This window comes from Rahnella sp. WP5, assembly GCF_000745615.1.
Lineage (GTDB): Bacteria > Pseudomonadota > Gammaproteobacteria > Enterobacterales > Enterobacteriaceae > Rahnella > Rahnella aceris.
The window spans coordinates 605,012-621,194 of record NZ_KN050721.1; the positions used below are offsets into that span (position 1 = coordinate 605,012).

General features: G+C 50.5%; 18 protein-coding genes. 12 read left to right on the forward strand and 6 right to left on the reverse strand.

Annotation, left to right across the window (positions count from 1 at the left end):
• Positions 1-227: 227 nt before the first annotated feature.
• Entirely contained in the window at positions 228-494 is a 267-nt protein-coding gene (locus EX31_RS24175; RefSeq protein WP_013576293.1) for a hypothetical protein, read from the reverse strand.
• A gap of 223 nt (positions 495-717) precedes the next feature.
• On the opposite strand from EX31_RS24175, the gene EX31_RS24180 reads away from it, so the two are divergent.
• Both EX31_RS24180 and deoR read left to right on the forward strand, forming a co-directional pair.
• Positions 718-1,377 carry a metallophosphoesterase gene (locus tag EX31_RS24180; protein WP_037037257.1) on the forward strand — a complete coding sequence of 220 codons (660 nt, stop codon included), beginning with the start codon at positions 718-720 and terminating at the stop codon, positions 1,375-1,377.
• A gap of 84 nt (positions 1,378-1,461) precedes the next feature.
• Positions 1,462-2,226, forward strand: a complete 765-nt coding sequence (gene deoR / locus EX31_RS24185) for a DNA-binding transcriptional repressor DeoR (RefSeq protein ID WP_037037260.1) — start codon at positions 1,462-1,464, stop codon at positions 2,224-2,226.
• Between the two features lie 4 nt (positions 2,227-2,230).
• Here the strand turns inward: deoR and EX31_RS24190 are convergent, their stop codons facing one another.
• A complete protein-coding gene (locus EX31_RS24190; protein ID WP_037037262.1) occupies positions 2,231-2,707 on the reverse strand; it encodes a GyrI-like domain-containing protein in 477 nt (158 codons plus the stop codon).
• Between the two features lie 177 nt (positions 2,708-2,884).
• Between EX31_RS24190 and EX31_RS24195 the strand changes: the two genes are divergently transcribed.
• The 3 genes from EX31_RS24195 to EX31_RS24205 all read left to right on the forward strand — a co-directional run bounded on the left by EX31_RS24195 (position 2,885) and on the right by EX31_RS24205 (position 4,106).
• A complete protein-coding gene (locus EX31_RS24195; protein WP_013576289.1) occupies positions 2,885-3,394 on the forward strand; it encodes a YlaC family protein in 510 nt (169 codons plus the stop codon).
• Positions 3,395-3,518: 124 nt separating this feature from the next.
• On the forward strand, positions 3,519-3,794 hold the full coding sequence (locus EX31_RS24200) for a hypothetical protein (protein ID WP_013576288.1): 276 nt from the start codon (positions 3,519-3,521) through the stop codon (positions 3,792-3,794).
• A gap of 48 nt (positions 3,795-3,842) precedes the next feature.
• Positions 3,843-4,106: a hypothetical protein gene (locus EX31_RS24205; RefSeq protein WP_015690199.1), complete on the forward strand. Its 264-nt coding sequence runs from the start codon at positions 3,843-3,845 to the stop codon at positions 4,104-4,106.
• A gap of 72 nt (positions 4,107-4,178) precedes the next feature.
• Here the strand turns inward: EX31_RS24205 and EX31_RS24210 are convergent, their stop codons facing one another.
• On the reverse strand, positions 4,179-4,391 hold the full coding sequence (locus tag EX31_RS24210) for a YccJ family protein (RefSeq protein WP_013576286.1): 213 nt from the start codon (positions 4,389-4,391) through the stop codon (positions 4,179-4,181).
• 185 nt (positions 4,392-4,576) lie between these two features.
• Between EX31_RS24210 and EX31_RS26515 the strand changes: the two genes are divergently transcribed.
• From EX31_RS26515 to EX31_RS24220, 3 genes are all read left to right on the forward strand, one after another.
• On the forward strand, positions 4,577-4,708 hold the full coding sequence (locus tag EX31_RS26515; protein ID WP_013576285.1) for a hypothetical protein: 132 nt from the start codon (positions 4,577-4,579) through the stop codon (positions 4,706-4,708).
• A 251-nt stretch (positions 4,709-4,959) separates the two neighbouring features.
• Positions 4,960-5,325, forward strand: coding sequence for a DUF2502 domain-containing protein (locus EX31_RS25665; protein WP_072012304.1), 366 nt, complete (start codon positions 4,960-4,962; stop codon positions 5,323-5,325).
• 400 nt (positions 5,326-5,725) lie between these two features.
• Positions 5,726-5,986 carry a hypothetical protein gene (locus tag EX31_RS24220; protein WP_013576283.1) on the forward strand — a complete coding sequence of 87 codons (261 nt, stop codon included), beginning with the start codon at positions 5,726-5,728 and terminating at the stop codon, positions 5,984-5,986.
• A 77-nt stretch (positions 5,987-6,063) separates the two neighbouring features.
• On the opposite strand, the gene EX31_RS24225 is transcribed toward EX31_RS24220, so the two are convergent.
• Together EX31_RS24225 and EX31_RS24230 are read right to left on the reverse strand one after the other, a co-directional pair.
• A complete protein-coding gene (locus EX31_RS24225) occupies positions 6,064-6,510 on the reverse strand; it encodes a universal stress protein (RefSeq protein WP_013576282.1) in 447 nt (148 codons plus the stop codon).
• Between the two features lie 18 nt (positions 6,511-6,528).
• Positions 6,529-7,323 carry an IclR family transcriptional regulator gene (locus EX31_RS24230; RefSeq protein ID WP_037037270.1) on the reverse strand — a complete coding sequence of 265 codons (795 nt, stop codon included), beginning with the start codon at positions 7,321-7,323 and terminating at the stop codon, positions 6,529-6,531.
• Between the two features lie 248 nt (positions 7,324-7,571).
• Between EX31_RS24230 and EX31_RS24235 the strand changes: the two genes are divergently transcribed.
• On the forward strand, positions 7,572-9,173 hold the full coding sequence (locus EX31_RS24235) for an MFS transporter (RefSeq protein WP_037037273.1): 1,602 nt from the start codon (positions 7,572-7,574) through the stop codon (positions 9,171-9,173).
• Between the two features lie 58 nt (positions 9,174-9,231).
• On the forward strand, positions 9,232-10,266 hold the full coding sequence (locus EX31_RS24240) for an HlyD family secretion protein (RefSeq protein WP_037037276.1): 1,035 nt from the start codon (positions 9,232-9,234) through the stop codon (positions 10,264-10,266).
• Between the two features lie 83 nt (positions 10,267-10,349).
• Here EX31_RS24240 and mdoC read toward each other — a convergent pair whose 3' ends face one another.
• Entirely contained in the window at positions 10,350-11,534 is a 1,185-nt protein-coding gene (gene mdoC / locus EX31_RS24245; protein WP_013576278.1) for a glucans biosynthesis protein MdoC, read from the reverse strand.
• A gap of 332 nt (positions 11,535-11,866) precedes the next feature.
• Here mdoC and EX31_RS24250 point away from each other — a divergent pair, with 332 nt between their 5' ends.
• Positions 11,867-13,402, forward strand: coding sequence for a glucan biosynthesis protein G (locus EX31_RS24250; RefSeq protein WP_013576277.1), 1,536 nt, complete (start codon positions 11,867-11,869; stop codon positions 13,400-13,402).
• Complete coding sequence (gene mdoH / locus EX31_RS24255; protein WP_037037278.1) at positions 13,395-15,977, forward strand: glucans biosynthesis glucosyltransferase MdoH; 2,583 nt, start codon at positions 13,395-13,397, stop codon at positions 15,975-15,977. Before EX31_RS24250 ends, mdoH begins: the two co-directional genes overlap by 8 nt.
• Positions 15,978-16,183: the final 206 nt, after the last annotated feature.

Below are 16,183 nucleotides of genomic sequence, written 5' to 3' on the forward strand. Positions count from 1 at the left end.
ATGTCGTTATAGCCACCTTCGGGTGGTTTTTTTATGCCTGAAATTCGCGTAATCCAGATGCAATAAAAAAGGCCACCTGCAACAGGGGCCTTAAGTGTTTCTTCAATAACATCCTTCGCGCACGCAACCTCAGCCAGAATGAGGTGCTCTGAACACAATGTCGGTTGTTGAGTAAAAGGGATGAAGAAAATCAGGAATTAAAACAGCCCCGAGGGGCGTTTTTAGGGTCAGAATTCACCCGATGAATCAGTGTTGCTCAATGCCCTGATTGATAGCGGCAAATGGTAGTTAGGCTGGCTGGTGAAAAACGCCTGCAGGGCAACGCGTTTCTTCCTGTCGATTGAAATCTCTTCCATGGTTTTGCGGAAGATACTGTAGCGGCCACACGAAGTGCAGGTCACAGTAACAATTTTCGCCGACATATTAACCGACGTCTTATTCCTGCTTTGACATAACGGACACTCGTCTTGAGCGCTTAAAACTGTGGAACTCATAAAACCTCCGGTTTTACTTAGAGCGGGCAGTAGTCTAGCACAAAAAGGCGTCAGTTACTTAACGATAATTTAATTATCAGTGGATTTCAGCGTCAACTCAGTGTAGAGAGCGCATAAGCCGCTGATGAGAGAGTAAAGTCTTCTCCCGATTTTCTCCGCTTTCCTCATTATCATCTTGCATTACACTTAAGGTATTCATCCTGATTATGGATTTTTGCGAAGTATGACTCCTGCTCTGTACCAGCGTATTGATTGTTCAATATACAGACACATTTATATTGTTGGCGATTTGCATGGTTGCCTGAGTTTACTTAGGGAAAAGCTGGCGAAAGTGTCTTTCGATCCCCACCGCGATCTGCTGTTATCTGTGGGGGATCTTGCCGATCGCGGGCCTGACAGTGTCGGTTGTTTGCAACTGCTCAATGAATCCTGGTTTGCTTGTGTTCGCGGAAATCACGAGCAGATGGCGATTGATGCCATGAACGAAGAGAATATCCCGCGCTGGTTACGTAATGGCGGCGACTGGTTTTATGCTCTTGAACATGACAAACAAGAAGAGGCGAAAGCGCTGATTTTACAGGCTGACACGCTGCCACATATTCTCGAACTGACGAACCGTGAGGGCAGGCGCATCGTAGTGGCCCATGCTGATTACCTTTCCAATGAATATGTGTTCGATAAGCGAATGGATGGTGATGAGGTTATCTGGGATCGTGATCGTGTGAATTCTGCGCTGGCGGGTCGCTTTCAACCGATAGCTGGCGCTGATGAATTTTATTTCGGTCACACGCCGGTTGAACATGCAATGCAGTTTGCCAATCAGTTTTATATTGATACGGGCGCTGTATTTGGCGGTTATCTGACGCTTATTCAGCTGCAGTAATGTCAGGCGTTACCGGGGTTTGCGGTGACTGACGGGCAACGGTATAGTGAGCGGCTGCGAACCGGGAAGGCACGGGATAACATCATGGAAAATAAGCGTGAAGACAGGATTCAGCGTCTGTTGCTGGCATTAAAAAAGACCGACAAAATTCACCTTAAAGAAGCGTCTTTACTGCTCAATGTTTCGGAAATGACTGTCCGCCGTGATCTCAGCGCAGCACCCGCACCGGTAATTTTACTCGGCGGTTATATTGTGATTGATCCGAAGAATAATCCGGCGACGCACTACTTTATCAGTGAACAGAAAACCCGCCATGTTGCGGAGAAACAACGTCTCGCTGCCCGCGCAGCCAGTCTTATTCAGGATAACGATACGGTATTTTTTGACTGTGGCACGACAATGCCTTATGTAATTGAAAGCATTGCCGATAACCGGGTATTTACGGCCATTTGTTATTCGCTCAATACGTTTCTGGCGCTGCAGGAAAAACCTCAATGTGAAGTCATCTTGTGCGGCGGTGCGTTTAAATCCAGTAACAGTATTTTTACGCCTATCGGGCGCAGCAGTGAACTCGACTTTATCCGCCCGGCGAAAGCCTTTATTTCCGCTGCGGGCGTCAGTATTGAACACGGTGTGACCTGCTTTAATTTTGATGAATTACTGATGAAACATCAGGCCATAGAACGCTCAGCGCAGAGCATTCTCGTCGCTGACAGCAGCAAATTTGATCAGGTCAGGCCCGCAGCCATCGCGCCGCTTGCGCGTTTTAATGTGGTGGTCAGCGACGCTGAACCACCACAGGCTTATGTCGATTTCTGCGAGCTCTCCGACATTCCGTTGCTGGTTTAACACTTCAGCGGATTGCCGGGATTTTTTCGACCGACTGATAAAAAACCACTTCCCAGATGCCATTTTTGGAGCCGTCGCTGAGATAGTGCTCAAAGCACGCTTTTCCGTCCGGGCGATAGCTCGTACTGGCCAGCAGCTGGCTGTAGAAGTCCCGCCAGGCCTTTTCAAAATTGCCGTCTGTGATCGTGGTGTGATACGCCGCATACGTGCCTCCCGGCAGCGTTTGCAACGCCAGTCCTTCTGCATCATCGAGAATAAAATTATCGGCTACACACACCGACGGATCAGCACGCAAAGCTTCTGCCGGTGTGGTGTCAGGATTATCATGAAACCACGTCAGCCATTCGTTTTGCGGCTGATGATGCCGTGCAGCCCATTTCATCAGTTGCTGAAAACCACTGTGGATTGACTCCTGATAGGGGCCAACCACCCGGTAGCTCACCAGCTTTTTGGCCGGTCTCTCTACAATTAATAATGCCACGATGATCTCCTTTTATCTGACATGCATTGAACGGGTTCCATGTTGAGTAAGGTGCAAATGCCAAACTATAACAGTTTACCCATTAACGCCGGTGAACTGCTCTACGCGCTATAACAGTTGTCGTGATAAAATTATGTAATCAGATTGCATTATAGTCGTGACGCAATGAGGTATGAGATGGACGTAATCAAAAACGTATTAAACAGTGAAATTGATCGCATCAATCGTCAGGAAGGGCGCGATGGTAAAGCGCGGATCAATGCTGAGTTCTTTATAAACCATCCCTGGTTATGTCTGGCTATGCTGGTCGGGTATATCGCCGTGGGCATCGTCATGTACGTTTCACCTTATATGGGACTCGGCTGGTTTATCGGATTTACGGCTTTCCTGATCTTTATGTCCGCGATGCTGCTGCTGGAAATTAAGCCAGTTTATCGCTACGAAGATATCGGGGTGCTTGATTTACGCGTTTGTTATAACGGCGAATGGTATTTCAGCCGCGAGCTTTCTGCTGATGCCGTGAAGCAAATACTCAGCGCCCCTGATGTCAGCGAGCACATCAAAAACCGCATTGAATCCATTGTCCGACACAAAGGTTTTGTGGATTTCTATGATGTTTACGATCTGGCCCGGCTGGAACGCCATTTGCCAGATAGCACCGGAACAGCACAGTTAGCTCACTCTTAACCCCTCTAAACATGGCATCAGGCCATGACGTTACCCTGCATGCTCTGATAAAATAGCGGCTGGGCATCATTTTCGTGAATGTGTTTAAACGAGAAAATGATGTTGAGCCGTGACAGGAGCTATAGTGGAACGAATCAAACTTACCATTCACCATCTGCACAAAATCATTTCGGGTGAAAAACAGGACACGCAAGCTACTGCACGTATTTATGCGGGCGATGAACTGTTAGTCACCGAAACGATGACCGGGCAGGCTGCACATTTTGATCGTTTCATCAAAGTCGTACACGATAACGGCAAACCGTTGAGAGTAGAATGGGACTGCGACGGCAGTGCGCAAATGTCCGTAACGCGCGCCGAAGTGTGCCCTTGCTGTGGCGGCGACGCCTTACACCATTGATTTAACCCGGCAATGACCGCAAGCAGAGTAAAAGCCAGGCAGAGGTAAATGATGAAATTTATCAGCAACGAATTTGAATACCGTCAGTGGATAATGGATGAAATATTCCAGGCGAGTGCGGTAGGCGAAACCTCTGAGTTTGCCGATCAGGAAGTGGATGACTTTATCTTTGACGCCCGTCCGGTGGCTTATCCGTGCGTCGCTGTGATGATCCAGACACCAGGCGAACCGGGGGTGTGTGAGCCGCGTTTTTTCTACAAAGAGCAAATCTTTGAGTGGGCGCATAAAATGGGATTTGGCTTCGACAGCTAACTGCCAGGCCGGTTTAATGCAGATTCAGCCCTAAGTCTGACTCAGGGCTGTCAGCCGTTCACGCTGTGGCTATCAGACATTTTGCCGATCAATTTTCTCTTCGCCCCAGAACAAATGGTCTTCTTTGGTCTTGGCGAACGCGATAGGCAATACTTCGTCGTTACCTTCTTCCCAGATTTTCTGTGCCAGCGTCTCGTCGTTATTCGCCAGTTCGAAAATGGCCTCGGCGATTTCGTGAGAGGTTTCACGGGTATTTGCCCACGCTTTGATGTTTGACGTCGTCATCCGGTTCTCCTCATGTTGATTTCATATTCATAAAGGTGTCTCTGTTACACCGTTGCATTCACTATAACTATGGTTTCCCGATGCACTTTATGCAAATGCGGCAGCAGCAGGGCACAAAAAAACCGGCGCCTGGCAGGGTCTGTCGTTTATACTGAACGCGATTTTGAACATTTAAGGTGATGAGAATGAGCGACGATATTTTTGATTTTGACATTGATGCTGCACTGGAAACTGCCGAAGTGAAAGCAGCTGAAAAAGCAGCAGAAGTGCCTGAAGCCGTTCAGGACGAAAGTGACTGCGAAGGCTGCAAAATCTGATTTTGCACAACAAAGCAGCAAAAAGAAAACCGCTTCGGCGGTTTTTTTGTATCTGTCATTTATAACGGCTTTGCAATGTTGAACTGAATTTCCTTTGCAGCCATAGCGTTGCGCCTGGTTGGACGAGGTGGTGGATTGACGCAAATGTAAGGGTTACGTTAAGGGCTTTTTTTTGGGATAAATTCCTATAGAACAGGAAGATAGCTGGGGGTACTTTGTCACCACCTGATAAGCAGGTCGTGAGGTTCACAATGAAAAAACTAATTTTAGTTCTCGCCGTTTTGCTAACTTTGCCAGCTGTCGCACAGGCGAACGTCGAGCTTGGCGTTAATATGCCAGGGTTGTCACTGCATATCGGAGACCGTGACGACCGCGGATACTATTGGGATGGTGGTGACTGGCGTCCACCGGGTTGGTGGGACCAGCATTATCGTGATGAAGGCCGCGGGCACTGGGTTTATTACGAACCGGCCCCGCCGCCGCCACGCTACTGGCATCATGAGCACTGGCATGAAGGTCCGCCACCCGGCTACTGGCGCGATGGCCCTCCTGGGCACTGGCGTGATGGCCCTCCGGGACACTGGCGCGAAGGTCCACCTCCTCCGGGCCGCTGGTAACGAAAGTTTGATGAGTTGAATGGCAGACGTTAAAAAGATTTTGGGAACAGGGTTGGCAGTGGCGATGCAAAAGCATCCCCAATGTCAGTTCTGTTCCTTCCACATTCTCTCCCCCGCTATTAATAATTCTCTCCTAATTAATTACTTTATGAATGCAAATAATGTGATTCATTTACTTGAATTATATAAAGATGTTTTTTCATTCTATTGAGCGCAGGTGAGTTTGGAAAAAAATTTTTTAAGAGTAATTGCAGCTTGCTAACGGTCATTAATATGTTAATTTCTTGTTATGAAATCGGCAATGGATGGCTCGAATACGACACATATCTGATGAAACAGGCCGTCATACAGGGGAAAGCCCTGTCAGATATGTAACATGTCATTTAGCGAGATTATCCCTATGCAATTGATTAAAAATGATTTTGAATACCGCGCCTGGATGCTGGATGCCTATTTCTATCAGGATAAAATAGAAGGCGATAAGTTGATGACTGATGAGGAAATGGATGATTTCCTTTTTGAATATCGTCCGCTGGAATATCCGTGTTTAGGCAGTGTGACGCCATCAAAGGAATGTTCACTGGAACTGGACATCACTTTCTTTTATCGGGATCACATCTCAGATTGGGCAAAATCCATGGGACTGATAAACATTAAATAATCCGCTTCGTTATTGCTGTTCTTTATCCGTCTGAAAAAGCGCCTGAGGGCGCTTTTTGTCGTCTGGCATCAGAAATATTAATTACCGCGAACTTCAACCATAACCGGGCAAGGGGCGGCCGCGATCACTTCCGCACTGACCGAGCCTTTCATCATCCGTCCAAACGCTGAAAGCTGACGGTGGCCGATGACAATCACCGAGGCATTGATTCTTTCAGCTTCAGCCACCAGCGCTTCTCCGGCCGGACCGACGATCAGATTGCCTTTCGCATTGATCCCTGCTTGCGACAAAATTTCCAGCGCATGCCCGACCACGGCGCGTGCGGTGTTTTGCTCTTCTTCTGCCGGCGGGTAGCTGACAATTTCACCGGGAACATCGCCGTTATTTTCCAGTGCGTAAGACTCGTCAATGCAGCAGGTGACGAAAACCGTTGAAGCTCGTCCCTTTGCCAGCTGGCGGGCGAGATCAATCACGAGAAGGGATTGCTTTGAGCCGTCTACGGCTAACAAAATGACATCAAACATGGCAATTCCTTTCTTTCTTTATTTTCCACCGGATACCTGGGTTTCATCCAATTTACCAATTTCGCCAATCAGGGCATGTTTGCATTCCAGCAACGCTTCACGGATTTGCGACTCTTTGGCTGCCTGCCGGGCGGTAGGGAAAAGTACCGATACCGAGTAACGGCCTAAAATTGTATCTATTGCGATAGCCAGCGTGGTAACGCCGTTTACCGTTTCTCCCTCTTCCATCGCAATTCCGCTTTCCCGCACACTGGCGATTTTTTCCAGCAGTGAGTCAAGGGTACGCACGGTATTTTCCGTGGCGGGCTCCAGCACATCCCCGACAATAATGCGGATCTCTTCATCGGTTTTTAGCGACAGCAGGGCACGGCCGCTCGATGTGCTGTAAATGGGCAGATTCAGGCCGACGCGCGGCACCACGCGCAGTTCCCGCTCGGCCACAATGCTGTGAATGTTGGCGATCTGCCGACCACTTGCCCGCCCGAGCGACACCGTTTCCTGTGTGTTGTCGCAAAGCTGACGCAGAAATGGGGAGGCGATGGCGATGACATCGGTATGGACCGTTGAAACGAGTTTCAGAAGCGTCGGGCCAAGCCGTACACCGCCGCTACCTTCTGAGCGAACCAGCCCTTCTTCGGCCAGTGCGGCGACGATGCGCTGTACAGTCGAACGTGGTAAATCCACTTCATTGGCAATGGCACCGAGACTCATTCCCTGCGGATGTTTTCCCAGCGAATTGAGTATGGTGGCCGCCCGCGAGATCACCTGAATCCCACCGCTGCGTTCTTCGTCTGCCGGATTGTCCTGAGCCATGATTTCTCCTTTATCTCCGTGCGTGATCCTGTCCATAAACCTGAGTGGTCAATGTAATGGCTCAACGGGTGAAAAACAATTTTTAATCACATTGCAATACAGTGCATCGTATTATAGTATTTCCGTGTGTATCACAATGTGGTGCAATGCATCGAAATATTTGTGATGCAGGTCGCTTATTTTGCACTTCTGCGACACAAAACCTGCCTTCTTCCTATCGCCGCCATGATAAAGCGGTGGAGTTAACGATGAATCAGACAATCGCAATGGCGCCTGTTGCTGCACTGCCCGTGCCGCCCCCTTTTACGTTAAGGCTGGTTATCGGGTTACTGGGAGTTTTAATCGCCTCATTGTGTTCTGGCCTTAACGACCGTGTTACTGACATTGCGCTTGCCGATGTTCGTGGCGCACTCAGCATCAGCACAGATGAGGGCTCATGGCTGATTGGTGCCTATCAGGCGGCGGAAGTCTCCGCAATGATGCTGGCACCGTGGTTTGCCATGACCTTTTCACTGCGTCGTTTCACCGTGTTCGTCACGCTGGGTTTTGTTCTTATCGCCGCTATTTTGCCGTACACCCCGAATCTGCCGGTATTCATTGCACTGCGCGCAGTTCAGGGCGTGTTCGGTGGTGCTTTGCCGCCGTTACTGATGACGTCCGCCCTGCGTTTTATGCCGCCGCAATACAAGTTATACGGTCTGAGTGCTTATGCGCTGACGGCGACTTTCGGGCCCAATATGGCGACTTCACTGGCGGCCATCTGGACCGATTATGTCGGCTGGGAGTGGGTGTTCTGGCAGGTGATCCCACCGTGTCTGCTGGCGGTAGTGATGATTGGCTACGGATTACCGCAGGATCCGCCGCGTTTTGAGCGTTTCCGGCAAATGGATGTCGTCGGTATGCTGACTGGCACGGGCGGGGTAACGCTGCTGGTGCTGGCCTTGCAGCAGGGAGAACGCCTCGACTGGTTCAGCTCGCCGCTGATTACGCTGATGTTTTTCACGGCGCTTGGCTTGCTGACGGTTTTCCTGGTCAACGAATGGTATCACCCGTTGCCATTGTTCAAATTACAAATGCTGAGAAGACATAATCTGACGCACGGCTTAATCACGCTGTTCGCTCTGATGTTTCTCTTCTTATCGGGCTCCGCGTTACCCGCCAGTTATATGGAGCAGGTTGGCGGATTTCGTGCCATACAGGTCGGACCGCTGGCGCTGACTATCGGTTTACCGCAGCTATTACTCGCCCCGTTGATCGCTTTTGTGCTGACCATGCGCTGGATAGACAGCCGCTGGGTGCTTGTCTGCGGATTAGGGTTGGTGGGCTTTTCCTGTTACTGGGGAACACAGCTTACCGGTGCCTGGGCGCGCGATAATTTCTATCTGATCCAGGTTATGCAGGCTTTCGGACAACCGATGGCGGTCCTGCCGATCCTGATGAGTGCAACCAGTGTTGTACAGCCACCGGAAGGGCCTTTTGCCTCCGCGATGTTTAACACCACCCGCGGTTTGGGCAGCGTGATGGGCGGTTCTTTGCTGGCTGTTTTTGTCAGCCACCGCGAGCAATTCCATTCCAATGTTTTGCTCAATCACGCCGGTAGCGTGAGCTATCTGCTCTCCCAGCCTTATGGTGGCGACAGCAGCTTTCTGGCCCCGCTGAACAGCGGTGGCGCAGCGATTTCGACAGAAGTCCTCACCCGGTTTTCTCAAGGGGTGAGACAGCAGGCGCTGGTGCTGGGAATATCGGACGCCTACATGGTGATCATCGGGCTGGCACTCTCCCTGATATTGCTGGTCGCCATTTTGCCTAAACGCACATATCCGCCTCAGTCTCTGGTTAAACGCCCCTGAGTATCACATCACTATTAACCGTAGTATTCCACTCCGAAAAGTACGAGAGAACAACATCATGATAAAAACCTCACCTGTCCGCCTGAGCTGGCTGTGTGCCGCTGTGGTAGTGATATTTCTGGTTGTCATCGCCTTGTGGATACTCGGCAAGAGCACTCTACCCGTTACCGACGATGCCTTTGTTTCTGCAGATTCCACGCTGGTCGCGCCGCGGATTTCCGGCACGATTGCGGATGTTTACGTGCAGGATAACCAGATGGTGAAAGCCGGTGATGTACTTGCCCGAATCGACGATCGTGATTACCGCAATGCGGTACTGACGGCAGAAGCAAATCTGGAAACCGCTAATGCGCAGATGCTCAGCCTGACCGCGCAACTGGCGAAACAACAACAGACTATCTTGCAGGCCCGGGCACTGGTTAATGCTGATGCGGCCAGTATTGCTTATGCGCGCCAGAGTGCTGACCGTTATAAACGCCTGCTGCAAAATGGCTCCGGCACGGCCGATGCACGTGATGAGTCTGATGCCAATTTACGTTCAAAACTGGCTGCGCAGCAGAGTGATATGGCCGCAGCTCTGGGCGCTGAAAAGCAGGTTGATGTACTGAAAGCGGAACAGGCAGAAGCGAAAGCTGCAATCGATTCAGCCGCAACGGCGCTGGCACAGGCGAAGCTGAATCTTTCTTATACCGAAATTACGGCGCCGGTGGATGGCGTGGTCGGGCAGCGCTCGTTGCGTATCGGCGGATATGTGGCTGCAGGAGCACGCGTTCTGGCCGTGGTGCCGCTGAAAAACGCTTACATTGTGGCGAACTACCTTGAGACACAACTGGGTGATGTGCAGCCGCATCAGCCGGTTGAGATTAAGGTGGATGCGTTGCCGGGTGTGACCCTGAAAGGGAAGGTGGACAGCATTTCGCCTGCCACCGGCGTGACGTTTTCGCCTATTTCGCCGGACAATGCGACCGGCAATTACACTAAAGTTGTACAGCGTCTGGCGGTTAAAATTGTGCTCGACAGTAATCAGCCCGATGCGAAGCGTCTGAAAGTCGGGATGTCTGTGATCCCGACAATTGATATCACATCGCGCTGAATAACAAATTTTGAAACAAAAAGGCGACTCCGGAGATCGCCTTTTTCATGTCGCTGACTTTGTATGGGGTCAATGTTCGCGTATCAGGAAGCCTGATTTTGCGGCGGATTCGCGTCGGTTGAATTCTTTTTAGCCGGATGCTGTGGTTTGCCAGAGAACAGGAACCGCAGGATCGGGATGCGCTTATGCACTTCATACAGCAAAAAGGCGATACCGAATACAAACACCAGCCCCAGCCAGAATCCCAGCCAGTCGCTGTGAATTTTCGGTGTAATGAACGCACCGTAAATCAGCGTTAAAGGATGGTGGATCAGATAGATAAACAAGGACGAGTTCACCAGATAGGTGATCCATGGCGCCTGGAAATTCAGTAAATAATGGCTGAATGAAAACACCACATTGACCATCAGGAACCCGAGCAGGGTAGTGATGATGGCATCGATTTCCATTGAGTACAGCTGTGGCGTATTGACATGTTGATTGAACATGTAAGCGGCGAACAGGAAAATGCTGACTACCCCGGCGGTCGCGGAGGGTTTCAGAAACAGTTCTTTCAGCCAGGAGAATTTATAAGCAAGTGCACCCAGGATGAAAAATGGCAGATAAAACAACGTTTGCATGACGATGAAATTAAACGCGCCGTTGGAAAGTAAATTTGGTGCAAAAAGATACAGGCTTCTGTTAAATGCCGCGTAAATTAAACCGATAAAAAGAAATATAATTGAGATTTTTCCTAAGCTATTTGTACGGCTTTTTATTATTTGAATACGACTATTCTTAATTTCTTTAATAAATTTGAAGAGGTAAAAGCAAATGCTGGTGAGAATAACCAGGGTTAACAGGAACCATAAATGCGAGACCAGTTCCCATACGGTCACATTAATTCTCTGATAAAAATCCATATTATTCCAGTCAGAAAACTTACTGGTGAATTTCATCAGGAAATAGAGCTGCGGAATCGTGATCAGCGGGAAGGCCGCCGCCAGCGGGATGGCAACCCGCTCCAGACGCACCTTCAGCCACTGCTGCGGGTCATAGCGCTCATACAGCATATAAGAAAAATAGCCCGAGATAACAAAGAACACCTGCATACGGAAGGCGTGAATAACATCATTAAATATTGTCAGGCCGTCAGAGGGTATTGCACTGTTTACCGCCCAGATATGACTGGAGTAAATCAATGATATATGGAAAGGAATACCCAGCAGCATCAAATATGCGCGGATGGAGTCTAAGAAAAACTCACGTTGTGGTTTTGGCTGTGTCATTACGTATCCGTTGTAAGTAGCTCATCCTAATTTTAGAGCGTAATTTGTCTTTAAGGCTAATTTTGCACGTAAGCAAAAATGACCATCGTTGACATTAGTTTAGTTTCTAACCTTAAAACATGCTTTGTTATAGGACAAGTTTCCATAGCCGGAGTTTCATCGAATTGATATCCTTGTACCCTGTTGCGCTTAAACGGTTCATCAATGGATGAACCATCGACTGCTCAAGTTGTCGGAAACCTGACACTTCCCTTAAAATAGTTACAGTAAATGAATGAAGCGCGCGTAAAGGAGACAAGGTGTCGGATAAAAATTTTTCCATAGGGTCACGTATGATCAAAGTCCGTTTGCTAAGTGCCGCAGTGTTGATGACCATGTTCACCTCATCTGCCTGGGCTTTTTCTATAGATGATGTTGCCAAACAAGCGAAGGCGTTAGCCGATAAAGGTTACGAAGCGCCGAAAAGCAATCTTCCGTCTCAGTTCCGCGATCTCAAATTCGCAGACTACCAACAAATTCAATTCAATCATGACAAAGCGTACTGGAAAAACCTGAATACGCCTTTCAAGCTTGAGTTTTACCATCAGGGTATGTACTTCGACACTCCGGTGAAAATCAACGAAGTAACGGCTGATTCAGTCAAAGAAATTAAATACAGCCCGGACTACTTCAACTTTGGCAACGTCAAGCATGACGCTGACTCAGTGAAAAACCTCGGTTTTGCCGGCTTCAAAGTGCTTTATCCCATCAATAAAGCCGACAAAGATGATGAGATTATGAGTGTGCTGGGTGCCAGCTACTTCCGTGTCATCGGTAAAGGCCAGGTTTATGGCTTGTCTGCCCGTGGTCTGGCGATCGACACCGCGCTGGCTTCCGGCGAAGAGTTCCCACGTTTTCGTGAGTTCTGGATCGAACGTCCTAATCCGGATGAAAAGCATTTAGTCATTTACGCCTTGCTGGATTCTCCGCGTGCGACCGGTGCTTATCGTCTGGACGTTTATCCGGGTAAAGAAGCCACTGTCGATGTGCAGTCTCAGGTTTATCTGCGCGATAAAGTCGGCAAACTGGGTGTGGCTCCGTTAACCAGCATGTTCCTGTTTGGCGCAAACCAGCCTTCGCCGGTGCTGAACTACCGTCCGGCGCTGCATGATTCCAACGGCCTGTCTATTCACGCCGGTAACGGTGAATGGATCTGGCGTCCGCTGAACAATCCGAAACACCTTGCCGTCAGCCAGTTCTCGATGGAGAACCCGAAAGGCTTCGGGCTGCTGCAACGTGGCCGCAGTTTCTCTAACTTCGAAGACCTGGACGACCGTTATGACCTGCGTCCAAGCGGTTGGGTTGAGACCAAAGGTGACTGGGGTAAAGGGAAAGTTGAACTGGTGGAAATCCCGACGGCGGATGAAACCAACGATAATATCGTCGCCTTCTGGACCCCTGATCAGTTACCCGATGCAGGCAAACCGCTCAGCCTGAACTATCGTTTACATTTCACCCGTGAAGAAGAGAAATTGCATTCTCCTGATCTGGCGTGGGTTGAACGCACCATGCGCTCTACCGGGGATGTGAAACAGTCGAATCTGATCCGTGAGCCAGATGGCAGCGTTGCTTTCCTCGTCGACTTCGTCGGTCCAAACCTGAAAGCGCTGAAGAGCGACACGCCAGTCGTGTCTCAGGTCAGCGTGGGCGACAACGGTGATCTGGTTGAAAACTCCGTACGCTATAATCCTGTAACGAAGGGCTGGCGTCTGACGCTGCGCCTGAAAGTGAAGGATCCTAAGAAGGCGATCGAAATGCGCGCTTCTCTGGCCAATGGCGACAAAACTCTGAGTGAAACCTGGAGCTATCAGCTGCCTGCAAATGAATAAGTCAATGCACTCTACTCAAGATTATGTAGAAGCTTTGCCGCTTACTGATGAACAGAAAGCGGCGCTCTCTCAGCAGCTTCCCGCTGAGCCGGGGCAGGCTTTTGCTACCGTACATCACCGTTTAGGCGGTGATGCCTCGACCACAACTGATGCGGCCGATCCTGATGCGCCATTGGTGTCAGTGAAAGCCCGCGTCGGCGCAAGCTGGCCTGATGCCCTTGAAAAGGGCTCGTTAGACGAAGTCGATAACGAAGGGCGTACGATTGCCAGCGCCATGCCACCGGTTAAACGTTCCAGCATGTTCCCTGATGTCTGGCGCACCAACCCGGTCGGGCGTTTCTGGGACAATATGATGGGGCGCAGCGCGGTTTCGCGTCACTCTACATCAGATATGCCCGAGTCAGAAAAGCGCTGGCGTCACGCCGGTTCCGTGCGTCGCTATATCCTGCTGGTTCTGATGCTGGTGCAGACGGCGATCGCGACCTGGTACATGAAAACCATTCTGCCGTATCAGGGCTGGGCGCTCATCGATCCAAGCGATATGCTCAATCAGGACTGGCAACAGTCGGTTCTGCAATTGCTGCCTTACGTTTTACAGACCGGGATCCTGGTGCTGTTCGCCATTCTGTTCTGTTGGGTGTCGGCCGGTTTCTGGACGGCATTGATGGGCTTTTTACAATTGCTCATCGGTCGGGACAAATACAGCATTACCGCCTCGACGAAAGGTAATGAGCCGCTGAATCCGAACAACCGTACCGCGTTGATCATGCCGATTTGTAACGAAGACGTGGAGCGCGTTTTCGCGGGTCTGCGTGCAACGTATGAATCGGTTAAAGCGACAGGTGATTTGGATCAGTTTGATATCTACGTGCTGAGCGACAGTTACGATCCGGATATCTGCGTAGCGGAACAAAAAGCCTGGATGGAAGTGTGCCGCGACGTTGAAGGTCACGGACGTATTTTCTATCGCCGTCGTCGTCGTCGTGTGAAACGTAAAAGCGGTAACATTGATGACTGGTGCCGTCGCTGGGGCGGGGAATATGCCTATATGGTTATTCTCGATGCTGACAGCGTCATGAGTGGCGAATGTCTGACCGGCCTGGCCCGTCTGATGGATGCCAACCCGAACGCCGGTATTATCCAGTCTGCGCCAAAAGCGTCAGGCATGGATACGCTGTATGCACGTTGCCAGCAGTTTGCGACCCGTGTTTACGGTCCGTTGTTTACCGCCGGTCTGCATTTCTGGCAGTTGGGCGAATCCCACTACTGGGGCCATAACGCCATTATCCGCGTGAAACCGTTCATTGAGCATTGTGCGCTTGCGCCATTGCCCGGTGAAGGTTCCTTCGCCGGTTCCATCATGTCTCATGACTTTGTGGAAGCGGCATTGATGCGTCGTGCGGGCTGGGGCGTGTGGATTGCTTATGATCTGCCGGGCAGTTATGAAGAGTTGCCACCGAACCTGCTCGACGAGCTGAAACGCGACCGTCGCTGGTGCCACGGTAACCTGATGAACTTCCGCCTGTTCCTGGTGAAAGGGATGCATCCGGTTCACCGTGCGGTGTTCCTGACCGGCGTGATGTCTTATCTGTCCGCGCCGTTATGGTTTACGTTCCTGGCTTTATCTACAGCATTACAGGTCGTGCACACGCTGATGGAACCGCAGTATTTCCTGCAACCCCGTCAGCTGTTCCCTGTGTGGCCGCAGTGGCGTCCTGAACTGGCGATAGCCTTGTTCTCGACCACCATGGTGTTGCTGTTCCTGCCAAAACTGCTGAGTATCGTGCTGATTTGGGCGAAGGGGGCGAAACAGTTTGGTGGTGCATTCCGTCTGCTGATTTCCATGTTCCTCGAAATGCTGTTCTCAGTATTACTGGCGCCGGTACGTATGTTGTTCCACACCGTCTTCGTGGTCAGCGCGTTCCTGGGTTGGGAAGTGGTCTGGAACTCACCGCAGCGTGATGACGACGATACTCCGTGGGGCGAAGCCTTTAAACGCCATGGTTCTCAGTTGTTGCTGGGTGCGGTCTGGGCTGCCGGTATGGCGTGGCTGGACTTGCGTTTCCTGTGGTGGCTTGCGCCAATCGTATTCTCCCTGATCCTGTCGCCAATCGTCTCTGTGCTGTCGAGCCGTGCAACGCTGGGGATTAAGAGTAAGAAGGCCAAGCTGTTCCTGATCCCGGAAGAATACGATCCTCCGCGTGAACTGGTGGCTACCGAGGAATACCTGGCGCTGAACCGTTCGCGTAAGCTGCAAAATGGCTTTATGCATGCGGTCTTCGATCCGGGCTTCAACGCACTGGCAACGGCGATGGCAACATCCCGTCACCTGTTGCGTGAAACGGTAGAAAACGGCCGTCGTGCCCATCTGGAGCATGCGCTGAAAACCGGTCCTAAGGATCTGGGCAAGGCGGATCGTCTGATTCTGCTGAGCGATCCGGTGCTGATGGCGCGTTTACACTCTGCGGTGTGGACGCAACCTGATCAGCAGACATGGAGTGCTTACTACCAGCAATTACCTCGCAATGCGCAGGCATTCCCTGTCACTCAGACGCTGGAAGTTAAACCCGCCTGAAAATGACATGGAGTGAATAAAAAAACGGGCAGTATGTGAAAACATACTGCCCGTTTTCTTTGTGATGAAAGACGGGTTACTCTTTAGCAGGTCATGCAGGAATTTTACCTCGCCTTAACATAAGGCAGGCGCTGTGCATGATAAGCTGACAGCGCTGTTCAGCGCTTCTGAATGTGCCTCTTTTGAATTGAATCGACAGGTTGGGT